We start from the raw sequence: 14,560 nt of genomic DNA, 5'->3' as shown, positions 1-14,560 counted from the left end.
TCCTATGAATGAACAGCCGTTAAAAATCGGCATAACCTGCTATCCTTCTCTCGGAGGTTCGGGCGTGGTCGCCACGGAGCTCGGAAAGCTGCTTGCGGAACAGGGCCATCAGGTTCACTTTATTGCGCACAGCATTCCGTTCCGGCTGGGTACTTTCCATAAAAACATCTACTACCATGAAGTGGAAGTCAATGATTATTACGTATTCCGTTATCCGCCGTACGACTTGTCGCTTGCCACAAAGATGGCCCAGGTCGCCAACATGCAGCAGCTTGACGTTCTGCACGTGCATTATGCGGTTCCCCATGCGGTGTGCGCTTTTTTGGCCAAGCAGATGGTCGGGGATCAGCTCAAAGTGGTTACGACGCTTCATGGAACCGACATCACGGTACTCGCCCAGGACGAGTCCCTGAAGGACTTGATCCGCCTCGCCATCAATGAAAGCGATGCGGTCACGGCCGTATCGGAGGATCTGATCCGGGAAACCCGGGAGGTTCTGGATATTAGCCGCGATATTGACCTAACCTATAATTTCGTGGACCACCGGGTATATTACCCGCGCGATTCCGCTGCTTTACGGCGGGACTTCGCTGAACCGGGGGAACGGGTCCTTATGCATATTTCCAATTTCCGCCCGGTGAAACGGGTCGGGGACGTGGTTGATATTTTTGCTCGGGTGAACGCGGAGGTGCCTTCGAAACTCCTTCTGGTGGGCGAAGGCCCGGATCTTCCCAAAATCCAATGCCGGATCCGGGAACTTGGATTGAGTGACCGGGTTCATTTTCTCGGAAAACAGGATGAAATCGCCCATGTCATCTCCATGGCGGACGTGCTTTTGCTTCCTTCCGAAAAGGAAAGCTTCGGTCTGGTCGCTCTGGAAGCCATGGCTTGCGGCGTTCCAACCGTAGGATCCATAGCCGGCGGAATTCCCGAGCTGATTACCCATGGAGAAACCGGATTCTTGGCACCGATCGGAAACAGTGCGAAAATGGCGGAGTACGTTATTGATATTTTGAAAGATGAGAAACTTAGCGGCAGACTCAGGGAAGCCTGTCTGCACAGGTCCAGAACCTTGTTTTGCAACGAAAGAATACGCAGCAAGTACGAACAAATTTATTACCGAGTATTGGGGCGGGAAGCGAAGGAGCCGAATCCGTTGCACAAATAGGATTCCGGCACGGCTTCTCGCCGTTTTTTCGGACAGGAGGAACGAAAGACCAAAATGGCGGAACATCGACAGGATATCAAATGGAAATACGCTGACCCTGCCATGGCGGCAGGAAGCGCGGAAGTCATCCGAATTCTGCTGGAAAACGGGTACGAGGCCTACTGGGTGGGCGGCTGCGTCCGTGATGAGTACATGGGCAGAAACGTCAGTGACATGGACATTACCACCTCCGCTCTTCCTGAAGCGACCTCCTCTATTTTCGAACGGGTGATCCCGACCGGAATAAAGCATGGAACCGTGACGGTCATGATGAACGGCCAGCCTTTCGAGGTGACCACCTATCGGGTGGAAGAAGGATACGAGGATCACCGCCGGCCGAGCCGGGTTACCTTTGTACGGGAGATTGAAGAGGATTTGCGGCGGCGCGATTTTACGATGAATGCCATGGCGCTCGGAATCGACGGAACATGGGTTGATCCGTTCGACGGGAGAAAAGATATCGATCTCCGGCTGATTCGTTGCGTGGGGGAAGCGAGACTCCGTTTTCGGGAAGACGCCCTCCGGATGGTCCGGTGTATCCGGTTTGCATCCGTGTTTGGTTTTTCGATCGCAAAAGCTACCTGGACGGGTATGCTGGAGGAACGGGATACGTTGTCATGGGTCGCCATGGAGCGTATCCGGAGCGAACTGGACAAGATGATGTCCGGCCCGGATCCGCTCCGGGGGCTGGAGCTTCTGAAAGGGAGCGGCCTGCACTCCCGGATGAAGATACCTTTTCCGTACAAGGGGCATGAACAGGCAATCATGCAAGCCATTCCCGAGGTGCCGTCCGAACGATTAGACATCCGGTGGGCCCTCCTGCTGTTCGGGTGCGGGATCAAGGCCGCGGAAGCCGATATGCTCCTGAGGGAGTGGACGTTTTCAAATCGCCGCAGAGAGCTGATTTTGGGACTTCTCGCATTTCAGGAAACCTGGTTTGGCGAAGAACGGGGACGCGATCCGGAAGCCGACCGGCTGGCATGGGTAAGGCTGGTTATTGAGCGAGGAGCCGACGCTGCCGAGAATTGGCTGCTGATGCAGGAGGCGATTTCGCCGGTAGACAGTCCAGCGCAGACGTTTCAGGTCGATGAGGCCCGGAAATGGCTTCGGGAGATGGAGGTCAGGGAATTGAAGGATCTCGGCGTGTCCGGCAATGAGCTGCTGAAAGTCATGGACCGGCGCGGAGGACCCTGGGTTGGCGAAGTCCTGAATCATCTTCTCTTACAGTGCGCTGCCGGTTTTTTGGTTAACGACAAACAGGTTTTGATCGAAGAAGCAAAGCGGGTGATGAATAATGAAGTCAGGTAAGAATTATGCGTTGCTGGATATGTTCCTGGAGCAGCCGGGAAAATTTTTGTCCGGCGAAGAAATCAGCAAGAGATTATCCATCAGCCGGACCGCCGTATGGAAGCAGATCAACAAGCTGCGCGGGGCCGGTTATGAATTTGAAGCCCTTCCGAGGCTCGGCTACCGCATGACGGAGCAGCCTGCCCCCATCGATCCCGCTAAGCTGGCTGAAGGTATCCAAGGAGGGTATTTCGGCCGGCAGATTAAGGTCTTGCATTCGACGGTCTCCACCCAGGAGGATGCACGGCTTTTGGCTGAACAGGGTGCGCCTGAGGGGACCGTGGTATTGGCCGAAGAGCAGACCGGGGGCCGGGGACGAATGGGAAAAGCTTTTTTTTCTCCCTACGGCAAAGGCATATGGATGAGCCTGATCCTAAGGCCCAAACAGCCTGTGCATTTAGCTCAGCAGCTTACGCTTCTTGCCGGCGTGGCCATTCGGAGGGCGATTCTGAAAACGACCGGCATTGAAGCCGGCATTAAATGGCCGAATGACCTTTTGGTGGACGGGAAGAAAGTGTGCGGCATCCTGCTGGAATCCGCCACGGAAGACGACATGGTCCGGTACTGCATCGCGGGAATCGGAATCAGCGTCAATCTGAAGGATGAGGATTATCCGGACGAGCTCAGACCCATTGCCACTTCGCTGAAGACAGCCCTTGGCTCTTCCGTGAACAGGAATGATTTGATTATTTCCATACTGCATGAAATGGAGTCCTTGTACGGACTATATAACGAAGAAGGCTTCCAGCTGATCGCTTCGCTGTGGGAAACCTCATCGATAACGATGAACCGGGCGGTAAGCGTCCATTCTGCCGGAGGCGTGCTGAGCGGAACCGCTGAGGGGCTTCATCCATCGGGCGCGCTGCTCGTCAGAACCGACGCGGGAGAGCTTGTTCCCGTCTTCTCGGGCGATATCCGCCTGAAACCGGCCAATGAAAAATAGTGAAAAAAACATCCGGATTTGTTATACTGTTTCTGAAGAGGCGGTATCCCTTAAGCGGAACTGCACTCTTGCGAACAGGATCAATGCTTTAAGGGACACCTTCATAACTGCTATTGCCGGTTACGTTGGATTCTGCTCTGAGCCGAAAGGACCGAGACAGAAGGGACGATCGCAAGTGACTCTTTTTTGCCTTTCGGACCTTTTTAGCGCCTAAATGCTAAAAGGTTTTTTTGTTGTGTTTACACTAACTTGAAAGGGGCTTGTGTCACATGGCAGGCAAACAGCCGCTAAACATTGTGAAAATGAAACGAATGAAAAAGGACGGGGAACCGATCAGCATGGTTACCGCCTATGATTATCCCTCCGCCCGGCTTGCCGAGGAAGCGGGAGTGGATATGATTCTCGTTGGGGACTCCCTGGGAAACGTCGTTTTGGGATACGATTCGACCATTCCCGTTACGATTGAAGATATGGTTTATCACACAAGAGCCGTTGCCCGCGGAGCGGAGCAGACGTTCATCGTGGCGGATCTGCCGTTTATGACTTATCATGGCAGTCTGGATGAAACCTTCAGAAGCGTGCGCCGTTTGATGCAGGAGGGCCATGCCCATGCCGTGAAAATGGAGGGTGGTGCCGAAATCGCGGATACGGTTAAAGGGATTGTACAGGCCGGGGTGCCCGTTCTGGGACATATCGGCTTGACGCCTCAATCCGTGAATCAGATCGGGGGCTATCGGGTGCAGGGCAAGGATGCCCAAGACGCCAAGCGACTCATGGATGACGCCAAAGCCCTTGAAGCGGCCGGTGCGTTCGCGATTGTTCTGGAGCTTGTCACGGAAGAGGCTGCTTCCGAAATCAGCAAAGCCTTGAGTATCCCGACCATCGGGATTGGAGCCGGGCGCCACTGTGACGGCCAGGTACTTGTGTACCACGATGTCCTGAAATATACCTCCTCCTACAGGGAGAAAAAATTCGTCAAAACTTACGCCGATATTGGAACGGTCATTCGCGATGGGATCACGCAATACGTTAAAGAAGTAAAAGAACGCTCTTTCCCGGCCGAACAGCATGTTTTTTCGACATCGGCCTCTAACAAGGAACGCCAGCCGGCTTCCTTGTACGGCGACGGGAAGGATAAGGTGGGGCTGAAATGAAAGTGATTCGTACGATTCGGGAACTGCGCGAAGAGCTTGCAAGCCGCCGCGCCTTAGGCCAGGGTCCGGTGGGATTCGTCCCGACGATGGGTTATTTGCACGAGGGCCACGGCAGTCTCATGAAGCGGGCACGGGAACAATCGGGAACGGTTGTTTTGAGTATTTTCGTTAATCCGATTCAGTTCGGGCCGGGAGAGGATTTCGAGACCTATCCCCGGGATGAGGCAAGGGATTTGGCTTTTGCCGAATCCCAAGGCGTGGATATCGCGTTTTTGCCGGATGTGGCTGAAATGTATCCCCAGCCGACGAAAACCAAAGTTGCGGTGTCCGAGCTGACATCGCTGCTGTGCGGAGCTTCAAGACCGGGTCATTTTGACGGAGTCACCACCGTGGTCAATAAGCTGTTCAACATCGTAAAACCGGACTTTGCTTTCTTCGGAATGAAGGACGCCCAGCAGGTTGCCGTTATAGAACAAATGGTCCGTGACCTGAATATGGATGTCCGGATCGTACCTTGTCCCATCGTACGCGAAGGCGATGGACTGGCTTTGAGCTCGCGCAATGTCTATTTGAAGCCGGAGGAACGCGAGCAGGCTTTGGTGCTTTCCCGCTCCCTGAAAACCGCTTCGGAACTTCTGGGGAACGGAAGCTTGAGAACGGCGGGCGACGCACGCCAGCTTCTCCGCGAGATCATTTCCGAAGCACCCATGGCTGATATCGACTACGCCGACGTGCTTACTTTTCCGGAGCTTACCGTTCTTGCGGATGATGCTGAAATCACCGGCGTCGACAGCATGGTTATCATGGCCCTTGCGGTCCGCTTTGGCAAGACGCGACTGATCGATAATGCCCTATTCCAACCGAAAGAAGGTATTTCTCATGTTTAGAACGATGATGAAATCCAAGATTCACCGTGCTACGGTGACCGAGGCCAACCTTAACTATGTCGGCAGCATCACCATAGACGAGAACCTGATGGATGCGGCGGATTTGCTCGAGAATGAAAGGGTACAAATCGTAAACAATAATAACGGAGCGCGCCTGGAGACCTATGTTATCAAGGGCGAGCGCGGCAGCGGCGTCATTTGCCTGAACGGCGCGGCGGCTCGCCTGGTTCAGCCTGGAGACAATGTCATTATTATTTCCTATGCCATGATGTCCAAAGAGGAATATGAAAATTACAAGCCTACGGTGGTGATCGTTGACGGCGACAACAAGCCGGTCATTACCGAATACCGCGAAATTCATGCAACCATCGTTTAAACCTTTCGCCTCCAAAATGTAACGATGATTTTCGGAATGAAATCGGGGCCTTTAACAAAAAATGAACACAGGTCGACGCACTGATGATCTCATTTTTATGCCAAGGGTGGGATGCAGTCCATGTTTCAGCATGTATTCGCCGAAATGAACAACATGTTAGATGAAATCGTGAAGCATTACCCTTCCGCACACGGACCCAGAAAACAGGCGCTGATTCATAACTGGAATATGCTGAAAAGAATGAGCGAGGGCATCATCGACGAATGGCTCCGCTTCGAAGAGAGAATGGCGGTATTCCGTGAAAGCGTCGCTTCGCCGCCGGTGTTCCCGCCGACCGAATCGCCGGAAATGCAGCTGGATGCGTTTATTCGCGGTCAAGGCTATTACAAATTGCTGATGTTCAGGCCGGCGATCTCCCAGTTCGAAGCCGCGGCAGCCGTTTATCCGGACAGCCTTCTGATCCGGCTTTATATGGCCATGGCGCACCTTCATTTGGGGGAAACCTCAGAGGCCTCGGGTTATTTGCAATCGATCCTGCCGCTGGCCGACGAGAAGAAGCTGAAGGCGATGATTTACAACGCCTTGGGCTGCATACAGGCTTTAAACGGAGTCACGGACAAAGCGTCGGAATATTTTACGCTTGCGATACAGAGCGATCCGACGCTTCCCGATCCGTTGATCAACCTGGAGGTCTGCCACAAGAAACGCGGCGATCTGCAGTATGGAAGTCCTTTGATCTCTCTGCTATGAATATTTTTCTTGAAGCGATGCCCGCTCGATGAGCCGAGTCTGTGGCATCGTCTTTTTTCTGTTCAGAGATAAGGAAATAATCGAGGCTTCATGCTGAGCGGTTTCTGCTTGCCGGAATGTTCAAACGCCGCAACTTCTGTTATGCTGTTATTTAGACTGGAAGAAAGGGATTTATACGAAGATGAAATATGCCGTATTGGATTTTGAAACCACGGGCAACCAGTCAGCCGATGAAATTATACAAGTGGGGCTGGCTATCATCGAAGAGGATCGAACCATTTCCCGGGTGTACGGCTCATATGTCAATCCGGGCATTCCGATTCCGGAGTTTATCACGGGTCTGACCGGTATTTCCGACAGCGATGTGGCGGATGCGCCTTCCCTTGAGGAAATGATGATGGAGCTGGTTCCCATGCTCGACGATGTGGTATTGGTTGGTCATAACGTGGCGTTTGATTTCAACTTTCTGCAAAACGCTCTGGACCGCTGCGGTTATCTCCCGTTCAGCGGGCGGATTCTTGATACGATACATTTTTTGAAAATATGCTTTCCATCCCTCACAACCTACCAGCTGGGGATGGTATCCTCCCATTTCGGCCTGGAGCATGACCGTCCGCATCAGGCGGACAGCGATGCCCTTGCTACAGCCCTTGTGCTGCTGAAATGCCTGGAGGAGCTTGATCAGCTTCCACTGTTGACCATTCAACGTTTAAGCGATCTGTTTGCCGATGAAGACAGCGACCTGGGGTGGTTTTTTGACGGGCTCCGGGCCGAGAAGGAGAACAACCCCGTCGACGACCGCGATGGCCAAATTTTTTACCGGCAATTCGCGCTTGCGGTTGACGATTGGACGAATATGGCCCCGGCCCGTGACGATTCGGAAAAAAATCCGCTGGAGAACGTTTCGTTTGAGGAATATATGTCGCAGGTGCGCGATCAATTAAAACAGGTTCTTCCGCAGTATGAAAGCCGGGAAGCCCAGGATATGATGTTCGACGAGGTGATGAAGGCCCTTGATGAGAACAAGCATCTTCTCATCGAAGCGGGAACGGGGACCGGCAAGTCCCTGGGCTATCTTCTGCCGTCCATCTACCAAAGCGTAAAGGATGAGCAGAAGGTCATGGTCAGCACCCACACGATCAACCTTCAGGAACAGCTTCGCGAACGGGACATCCCGCTTCTGACAAGGGTTGTTCCATTCCCCTTCAAAGCCGCCGTCTTCAAGGGAAGACAGCATTATTTGTGTTTGAGAAAATTTGAACATAAAATAAACAGGAGAGACTTCAGTACACCTAAGGAAGATATCATAACCGCAGCTCAAATGATCGTTTGGCTGACGCTGACGGAAACCGGGGACGACGAGGAGCTGAACCTTGGCGGCCGAAGCGGGGACTTCTGGGAGACGGTATCCAGCGATTCGGACTCCTGCTTGGGGAGAGCTTGTCCCTGGTTTCGGAAATGCTTCTATCATCGGGCGAAACACGAGGCGGGGATTGCCGACGTCGTCATTACCAACCACTCCAAGCTGTTTACGGACGTGAAAGCGAATCATCAGCTTTTGCCTTCTTATGAGCGCCTTATTATCGACGAGGCCCATCAGCTGGAAGAGGTGGCGGGCAAGCATTTGGGGCTAAGCATGAAGTATTTCACCATCGTGCATACATTAATGCGCCTATACAAAGACAGCCGCAGCGGGCAGCTGCCTTCCCTGCGCCTACTGCTTCAGACCTCGGCGCATGAACGCGCCGCGGAGTGGACCTCTGTCATCGACCGGATGGTTCCGGATCTGATGACCGTGAAAGAGAGCTGGGACCGTCTCTGCGATCTTTTGTTCGGCCTTCTTCCGGAACGCGGGGATGCTTCGCCTGCCGATGCGGGTCAGTTCACGCTTCGCCTGTCGCCGACGAAGAAACCCAAAGATTGGGGAACGCTGGAAGAACTCGAAAATCAGATTCATGTGACGCTTGGCGACGTTTCCCGCAAGGGGGATAAGCTGATGGCCGAAATCCGAGAAGAGCTTGATGATTACAGTGCGGACAGCCTGATAACGGATCTTAACGGCTTGTTTAAAGACTTGGCGTCACACCGTGAAAATCTGCGCTTGTTCATGAAGCTGGATCATGAAAAGACGGTGTACTGGATGGAGGCAAACGGAAATTTCCGCAGCAAGTCGCTGCAATTGTTTGCCGTTCCCGTCGATGTCAGCACCCAGCTGAAAGAACTGTTTTTTGACAAAAAGCGCAGTGTCATCCTAACGTCCGCAACCTTGTCGGTCGATAAATCGTTCCAATACATGATCGACAATCTGGGGCTTCAGGAAGCGGCCGAGCAAGGGCAATTGAATACGGTCCAGCTGCCGTCGCCGTTTAATTACCGTGATCAGGCGCTGCTCGTGATACCGCGGGATTTTCCAAGCGTAAAAGGTACCGTGGGGGATCCGCTGTTCGTGAATACGCTGGTCCAATCCCTTGCCGACGCGGCAGCGGCCACGCACGGGCGGATGCTTGTGCTGTTTACTTCATACCGCATGCTGCGCCAGGTATATGAACCGCTGAAGGATGCGCTGCAGACGAGCGACATCGCCGTGCTTGGCCAGGGTATGGACGGATCCAGCCGCACGAAACTGATCCGGCGCTTCCAGGACAGCAGCGCATCGGTACTGCTGGGCACTAGTTCTTTTTGGGAAGGGGTGGACATTCCCGGAGAGGCGCTGACATGCCTGGCCATCGTAAGGCTGCCGTTCCAGCCGCCCAATCATCCGCTTGTGGAAGCGAAGAGCGAGCTGCTTCAGCAGCAAAAGAAAAATCCGTTCATGAAGCTATCGGTGCCTCAGGCCGTTATCCGTTTTAAACAGGGCTTCGGACGGCTTGTGCGGACGGCACAGGACCGGGGCATCGTCATCGTATACGATACTCGCGTCATCGAATCGTATTACGGCAAATACTTCTTGTATTCGCTGCCTGGTCCGAAAATGGAGCATATGACGACAGACCAAATGGTTTCCCGGATTTCGGAATGGCTTCATGACGGCGACACGTCCGTATCATAAATTTTTAATATTTTATAGTTTATCTATTAGGGGGAGCACGCATGAAATCGGATAAAATATCGGAGGCCGTGGTTCGTAGACTGCCCGTGTATTTGCGCTACTTGAACGAGCTTCACAACCGTGAAGTCTCTACGGTCTCCTCCCAAGAGCTTGGTCAAAGGCTTGATCTGAACCCGGCACAGATCCGTAAAGATCTTGCCTACTTCGGGGATTTCGGACGTAAAGGAATCGGATACGACGTCTCCTATTTGATCGAAAAAATTCGCCATATCCTAAAGCTTGACCAAAAGATCAACGTTGTTCTCGTGGGTGCCGGTAATCTGGGACATGCCTTGTCCAATTACAATGCCTTTCTGAAGGACAACATGAAAATCGTGGCTGTCTTCGATGCACATGCTCCCAAGATCGGAACGAAAATCAACAACCTTGTCGTGCAGCCGATGGAGGAACTGACGGATACGATTAAAAAGAACGGCATTCGGATCGGCATCATTACCGTACCCGATGTCGAGGCTCAAAACGTAGCCGACAGCCTTATATCCGCAGGCATCGAAGCGATTCTGAACTTTGCGCCGACGATTTTAAAAGCACCGCCAAATATACGGATTCATACCGCAGATTTTACGACGGATCTGCAAAGCCTTGCCTATTATTTGGAAGACGGAAAGGAGGAGGACGGGAATGAAGAAACGCAAAATGATCATTAAAAACGGAACCTTCGCGGTTATGCAAAACCAAAAAAACGTCCTGCGCGGATATATGGTCGTGGAGGACGATCTCATTACGTATATCGGCGAACAGGAGCCGCAGGTTGAGGAAGGGACGGAGGTTATTGACGGAACGCATCTGTTTTTCCTTCCGGGCCTGATCAATACGCATGGACACACGGCCATGTCTCTTCTAAGAGGCTACGGGGACGATCTGGTGCTCCAGGTATGGCTGCAGGAAAAAATGTGGCCGATGGAAGGCAAATTTACCGCTGACGACGTGTATTGGGGGACTTCACTCTCCGTTGTGGAAATGCTTAAAGGCGGAACGACGACGTTCCTCGATATGTATGACCACATGGACCAGGTTGCGTCCGTTACGGAGCAATCGGGAATCCGAGGCGTTCTTACGCGGGGCGTAATCGGACTTTGCCCGCCGGATGTGCAGAGACACAAGCTTGAGGAAGCCACGGCGTTTGCCAAGAACTGGCATGGTAAAGCGAACGGACGGATTACCACCATGATCTCTCCGCACGCACCGTACACCTGCCCGCCGGATTATATCGAAAAATTCGTGCAGATTGCGCATGAGCTGGACCTGCCGCTGCATACGCATATGTCCGAAACGGCAGCCGAGGTGGAGCAAAACGTCAAGGATTACGGTGAGCGTCCTGTAGCTCATCTGCTAAGGCTGGGCGTGTTCTCGCGTCCTGCGCTTGTGGCTCACGGAGTGCATTTGACGGATGAGGAAATCGAAATTCTGGCTGCCCACAATGTGGCCGTATCCCATAATCCAGGAAGCAACCTCAAGCTGGCCAGCGGTGTTGCCAGGGTACCGGAACTGTTAAAAGCAGGGGTAACCGTCTCCCTGGGAACGGACGGACCGGCGAGCAACAACAATTTGGATATGTTCGAGGAAATGAGACTGGCCGCCCTGATACATAAAGGGGTAAGCGGAGATCCTACGGCCATCCCTGCCGCCGAAGCGCTGCGGATGGGTACCGAGTATGGGGCTAAGTCTCTCTTCCTTGAAGGCGTAGGAACGCTGGCTGCTGGGATGAAAGCGGACTTTATCGCACTGAACACCGATCAGGCCCACTTCTTGCCGCACACGGACTTCATTTCGCATGCGGTATACTCGGCCAGCGCCAAGGACGTGGAGCATGTGTGGGTTGACGGCAAGCAGCTCGTGAAAAACGGAGCTTGTCTCACCCTGGATGAAGAGAAAATCCGCCGTGAAGCCCAGGGTGCTTTTGAGCGCCTGCTGACCCGTTAGGCTGTCAGGGAGCGAGGGAAGCGGATTGAAGAAAAAACGAAGTGGATTCTTTTGAGCATATCCGGGTTTCTGCTTCTGCTGCTGGTTGCCCAGATTTACTACTCCTACGTGATGTCGGATACTTGGACCGAGGAAAAGGCGGCGGTAGAAGCCGCCAGACAGTTCGGCGGTCTGAACGCGGTGGATAAAACGTACCGGTCCGTGTGGGACAAGGACAGCATCTACTGGGTGGTCGCGGGCAAGGACGCAGAGCAGAAGGACCTCATGGTATGGGTTAAATTTACGGAGCAAAAGGTGCCCGCAGGGGGCAAGGAGACGGTGCATGCGGTCCCGATCGACAGCGGACGCTCGGAATCCCAGATGCTTGCGCAGATCCGGCAGGATCTGCCCGGCGCGGAGATCCACCGTTTGCTGCCCGGAATGTATGAGGGCGAGTATGTCTGGCAGCTGCATTACGAGCTTGATCATCAAACAAAATACCGTTTTTACCGGTTTAGCGACGGCACGCCGATCGGGGATGACATTGTTCTTCCCAATCAGTAAAAGTCACGACGGTCCCAATATTTGAAAAAATTAACACTCCATCGATTCTGATGGAGTGTTAATCGTTCATAAATATGAAAACGCTTACGATTAATTTTAGTATCATAGTTTTAAATATTTTCACAGCTGCAAATGAAAAAGTATATAAAATATGATATACTCTTTTTTGTATCAAAATAGCATACTTGTCGGAATGCAAATGAGATATACAAATTATATATATTTATGGAATAGAAGGAGGAACTTCATTGAAGCAGCGTTTTGTTCCTATCGTTCTGTCGGTCGTAATCTCGGCATCGGTGTTGTTCGGCGGATGGTTCCTGTATCGGCAAATGGCCGTACAAACCCCGTTGAACCAAGTGGTGTCGCAATACGAGGGTGTCAAAAGCTCTCAAATTGATATTAAACAGGATACCGTCTCGTTGAAACTTGATCTTGAACCGGAAACGGATTTGCGTGGTCTGGTTGAACATATAAACAAAGAAGGAAAGAGCGTCATAGGCAAGCGTCAATTGAAAATTGAGGTTGTGGACCATTCTTCGGAAACTTTGAACAAATGGTGGGAGGATGCCATGCTGTCCGTGGCGGAAGCGATGGACAACAGACAGTATACGGATATTCTATCGTCTCTTGAGCGATTGGCGAAAGATTCGCCCGGATTGAAAGCCAGTGCCCAAATCGATGATCAGAACGTTTACGTAAGTCTTTCCGACGGAAAGACGGGCAAATTTATAATCCTGCCGCGTCAGCCCGGCAAAGTGGAGGTGTGGAACCATGCCTAAGTGGACCAAAGAAGTAGTCATCGGGTTCATTCCCGTTTTGTTCGTGTTTCTTGCCTTCATCGGTTTCAATGTGGTTCCCATTCTGATCGCAGCCATGCTTGTGGGGGCCCTGCTTTTCATCGTAAAAATGAAGGGCGGCATCGCCGTCGGTGCCGGGGGCGAGCGCAAGCGCAACAAGAGCGGGCCGGCAAAATTGACATTCGAAGAAATCGGCGGACAGGATAATGCGAAGCAGGAGCTGCGCGAAGCACTCGATTTTCTGATCCGTCACGAAGAGATCAAAAAATTCGGCATTCGTCCGCTGAAAGGAATTTTGCTCACGGGGCCTCCGGGAACGGGCAAAACCCTGATGGCCAAAGCGGCGGCCCACTATACCAACTCCGTATTCGTCGCCGCGTCCGGCAGCGAATTCGTGGAGATGTACGTCGGCGTCGGGGCCGGCCGCATCCGCGAACTGTTCAAAGAAGCGCGCACCCGTGCGGCTAAAGAGAACAAGCAAAGCGCGATTATTTTCATAGACGAGATCGACGTCATCGGAGGCAAACGCGAGGGCGGTCAGCAGCGGGAATACGATCAGACGCTGAACCAGCTGTTAACGGAGATGGATGGAATTTACTCTGCCGATGCTCCCCGGCTTTTGGTTATTGCCGCAACCAACCGCAAGGAAATGCTGGACGGCGCACTGCTCCGTCCGGGTCGGTTTGACCGCCATATTCAGGTGGACCTCCCGGATAAAAAGGGACGTCTCCACATTTTGAATTTGCATGCCGCGAACAAACCTCTTCATCCGGACGTGGACTTGGAGAAAATCGCGGAAGAGGCTTACGGCTTCTCCGGGGCCCAGCTCGAAAGCATGATGAACGAAGCTGCGATTTATACGATGCGCGAGAACGAGGAATCGATTCATCAGCGCCATCTTTCCTTGGCGATCGATAAAGTGATGATGGGCGAACGCTCTGACCGCGAATCCAATCTGGAAGAGAAAAAGAGGGTCGCCATTCACGAACTCGGCCATGCGATTATGGCTGAGCTGGTACGCCCGGGCAGCGTAAAGCAGGTTGCTCTGAGCCCGCGCGGCAAGGCACTCGGTTATGTCCGCCACAATCCCCAGCAGGAGCAGTACCTGTACACGAAATCGTTCCTCGAAGAACAGATCATGATCGCACTCGGCGGGGCGGCAGCGGAAGAGATGTACTACGGCGGCCGCAGCACGGGTTCAAGCAACGACTTCGAGCAGTCGCTGAGCATCGTGGAGACCATGATGAAGTCCGGGCTTACCTCTCTCGGCATCATCAACATGAATATGGTAACCACCGAAGAGCTGATGAAAGAGAACAATCAGATTTTGGAAGACTTGATGAACCGGACAAAGCATATGCTTGAACAAAATCGGCCAATTTTCGACAATTCTCTCGATATCCTGATGAGGGAAGAAATATTGTCGGGCGAGCAATTCCGATGTCAATTTCGTGAAAATGCCCTTTTACCAGCATAAATTGTTATGCTGGTTATTTTTTTTTACTTTTTTCTCATGCTAAG

13 protein-coding genes are annotated in these 14,560 nt (G+C 52.6%); all 13 read left to right on the top strand.

The window, feature by feature from the left end:
- Positions 1 to 4 precede the first annotated feature (4 nt).
- The 13 genes from bshA to XI25_RS20740 all read left to right on the top strand — a co-directional run bounded on the left by bshA (position 5) and on the right by XI25_RS20740 (position 14,516).
- The gene (bshA, locus tag XI25_RS20800) at positions 5 to 1,168 is read left to right on the top strand and encodes an N-acetyl-alpha-D-glucosaminyl L-malate synthase BshA (protein WP_046680060.1); all 1,164 of its coding nucleotides are present in this window, start codon (positions 5 to 7) and stop codon (positions 1,166 to 1,168) included.
- A gap of 54 nt (positions 1,169 to 1,222) precedes the next feature.
- A complete protein-coding gene (locus XI25_RS20795) occupies positions 1,223 to 2,515 on the top strand; it encodes a CCA tRNA nucleotidyltransferase (protein WP_046680059.1) in 1,293 nt (430 codons plus the stop codon).
- Positions 2,502 to 3,497: a biotin--[acetyl-CoA-carboxylase] ligase gene (locus XI25_RS20790; protein ID WP_046680058.1), complete on the top strand. Its 996-nt coding sequence runs from the start codon at positions 2,502 to 2,504 to the stop codon at positions 3,495 to 3,497. The genes XI25_RS20795 and XI25_RS20790 overlap by 14 nt, the downstream gene beginning before the upstream one ends.
- A gap of 269 nt (positions 3,498 to 3,766) precedes the next feature.
- Positions 3,767 to 4,651 (top strand): 3-methyl-2-oxobutanoate hydroxymethyltransferase, encoded by an 885-nt coding sequence (gene panB / locus XI25_RS20785; protein ID WP_046680057.1) that lies wholly within the window; start codon positions 3,767 to 3,769, stop codon positions 4,649 to 4,651.
- Positions 4,648 to 5,538, top strand: coding sequence for a pantoate--beta-alanine ligase (gene panC, locus XI25_RS20780; RefSeq protein WP_046680056.1), 891 nt, complete (start codon positions 4,648 to 4,650; stop codon positions 5,536 to 5,538). Before panB ends, panC begins: the two co-directional genes overlap by 4 nt.
- Positions 5,531 to 5,914 (top strand): aspartate 1-decarboxylase, encoded by a 384-nt coding sequence (panD, locus tag XI25_RS20775; RefSeq protein WP_046680055.1) that lies wholly within the window; start codon positions 5,531 to 5,533, stop codon positions 5,912 to 5,914. Before panC ends, panD begins: the two co-directional genes overlap by 8 nt.
- A 120-nt stretch (positions 5,915 to 6,034) precedes the next feature.
- Positions 6,035 to 6,664: a tetratricopeptide repeat protein gene (locus tag XI25_RS20770; RefSeq protein WP_046680054.1), complete on the top strand. Its 630-nt coding sequence runs from the start codon at positions 6,035 to 6,037 to the stop codon at positions 6,662 to 6,664.
- A gap of 181 nt (positions 6,665 to 6,845) precedes the next feature.
- Positions 6,846 to 9,713, top strand: a complete 2,868-nt coding sequence (dinG, locus tag XI25_RS20765) for an ATP-dependent DNA helicase DinG (protein WP_046680053.1) — start codon at positions 6,846 to 6,848, stop codon at positions 9,711 to 9,713.
- 41 nt (positions 9,714 to 9,754) lie between these two features.
- Complete coding sequence (locus XI25_RS20760) at positions 9,755 to 10,420, top strand: redox-sensing transcriptional repressor Rex (protein WP_046680052.1); 666 nt, start codon at positions 9,755 to 9,757, stop codon at positions 10,418 to 10,420.
- Positions 10,395 to 11,696, top strand: coding sequence for an amidohydrolase (locus tag XI25_RS20755; RefSeq protein ID WP_046680051.1), 1,302 nt, complete (start codon positions 10,395 to 10,397; stop codon positions 11,694 to 11,696). Before XI25_RS20760 ends, XI25_RS20755 begins: the two co-directional genes overlap by 26 nt.
- Before the next feature lie 51 nt (positions 11,697 to 11,747).
- The gene (locus XI25_RS20750) at positions 11,748 to 12,239 is read left to right on the top strand and encodes a cell wall elongation regulator TseB-like domain-containing protein (protein ID WP_235440046.1); all 492 of its coding nucleotides are present in this window, start codon (positions 11,748 to 11,750) and stop codon (positions 12,237 to 12,239) included.
- 248 nt (positions 12,240 to 12,487) lie between these two features.
- Complete coding sequence (locus tag XI25_RS20745; protein ID WP_046680049.1) at positions 12,488 to 13,021, top strand: hypothetical protein; 534 nt, start codon at positions 12,488 to 12,490, stop codon at positions 13,019 to 13,021.
- On the top strand, positions 13,014 to 14,516 hold the full coding sequence (locus tag XI25_RS20740) for an AAA family ATPase (protein ID WP_046680048.1): 1,503 nt from the start codon (positions 13,014 to 13,016) through the stop codon (positions 14,514 to 14,516). The genes XI25_RS20745 and XI25_RS20740 overlap by 8 nt, the downstream gene beginning before the upstream one ends.
- The last annotated feature ends 44 nt before the right edge of the window (positions 14,517 to 14,560 follow it).

It is taken from the genome of Paenibacillus sp. DMB20, from assembly GCF_000987955.1.
Lineage (GTDB): Bacteria > Bacillota > Bacilli > Paenibacillales > Paenibacillaceae > Paenibacillus_AQ.
Note: the sequence above shows the minus strand (reverse complement) of the source record. Positions and strands in the feature narration are given on the sequence as shown.

What these genes read in the sequence shown, in the direction of transcription:
- dinG (WP_046680053.1), top strand. Translation starts at nt 6,846, where the DNA reads ATGAAATATGCCGTATTGGATTTTGAAACCACGGGCAACCAGTCAGCC.
- XI25_RS20740 (WP_046680048.1), top strand. Translation starts at nt 13,014, where the DNA reads ATGCCTAAGTGGACCAAAGAAGTAGTCATCGGGTTCATTCCCGTTTTG.
- XI25_RS20770 (WP_046680054.1), top strand. Translation starts at nt 6,035, where the DNA reads ATGTTTCAGCATGTATTCGCCGAAATGAACAACATGTTAGATGAAATC.
- panC (WP_046680056.1), top strand. Translation starts at nt 4,648, where the DNA reads ATGAAAGTGATTCGTACGATTCGGGAACTGCGCGAAGAGCTTGCAAGC.
- panD (WP_046680055.1), top strand. Translation starts at nt 5,531, where the DNA reads ATGTTTAGAACGATGATGAAATCCAAGATTCACCGTGCTACGGTGACC.
- panB (WP_046680057.1), top strand. Translation starts at nt 3,767, where the DNA reads ATGGCAGGCAAACAGCCGCTAAACATTGTGAAAATGAAACGAATGAAA.
- XI25_RS20790 (WP_046680058.1), top strand. Translation starts at nt 2,502, where the DNA reads ATGAAGTCAGGTAAGAATTATGCGTTGCTGGATATGTTCCTGGAGCAG.
- XI25_RS20755 (WP_046680051.1), top strand. Translation starts at nt 10,395, where the DNA reads ATGAAGAAACGCAAAATGATCATTAAAAACGGAACCTTCGCGGTTATG.
- XI25_RS20795 (WP_046680059.1), top strand. Translation starts at nt 1,223, where the DNA reads ATGGCGGAACATCGACAGGATATCAAATGGAAATACGCTGACCCTGCC.
- XI25_RS20760 (WP_046680052.1), top strand. Translation starts at nt 9,755, where the DNA reads ATGAAATCGGATAAAATATCGGAGGCCGTGGTTCGTAGACTGCCCGTG.
- bshA (WP_046680060.1), top strand. Translation starts at nt 5, where the DNA reads ATGAATGAACAGCCGTTAAAAATCGGCATAACCTGCTATCCTTCTCTC.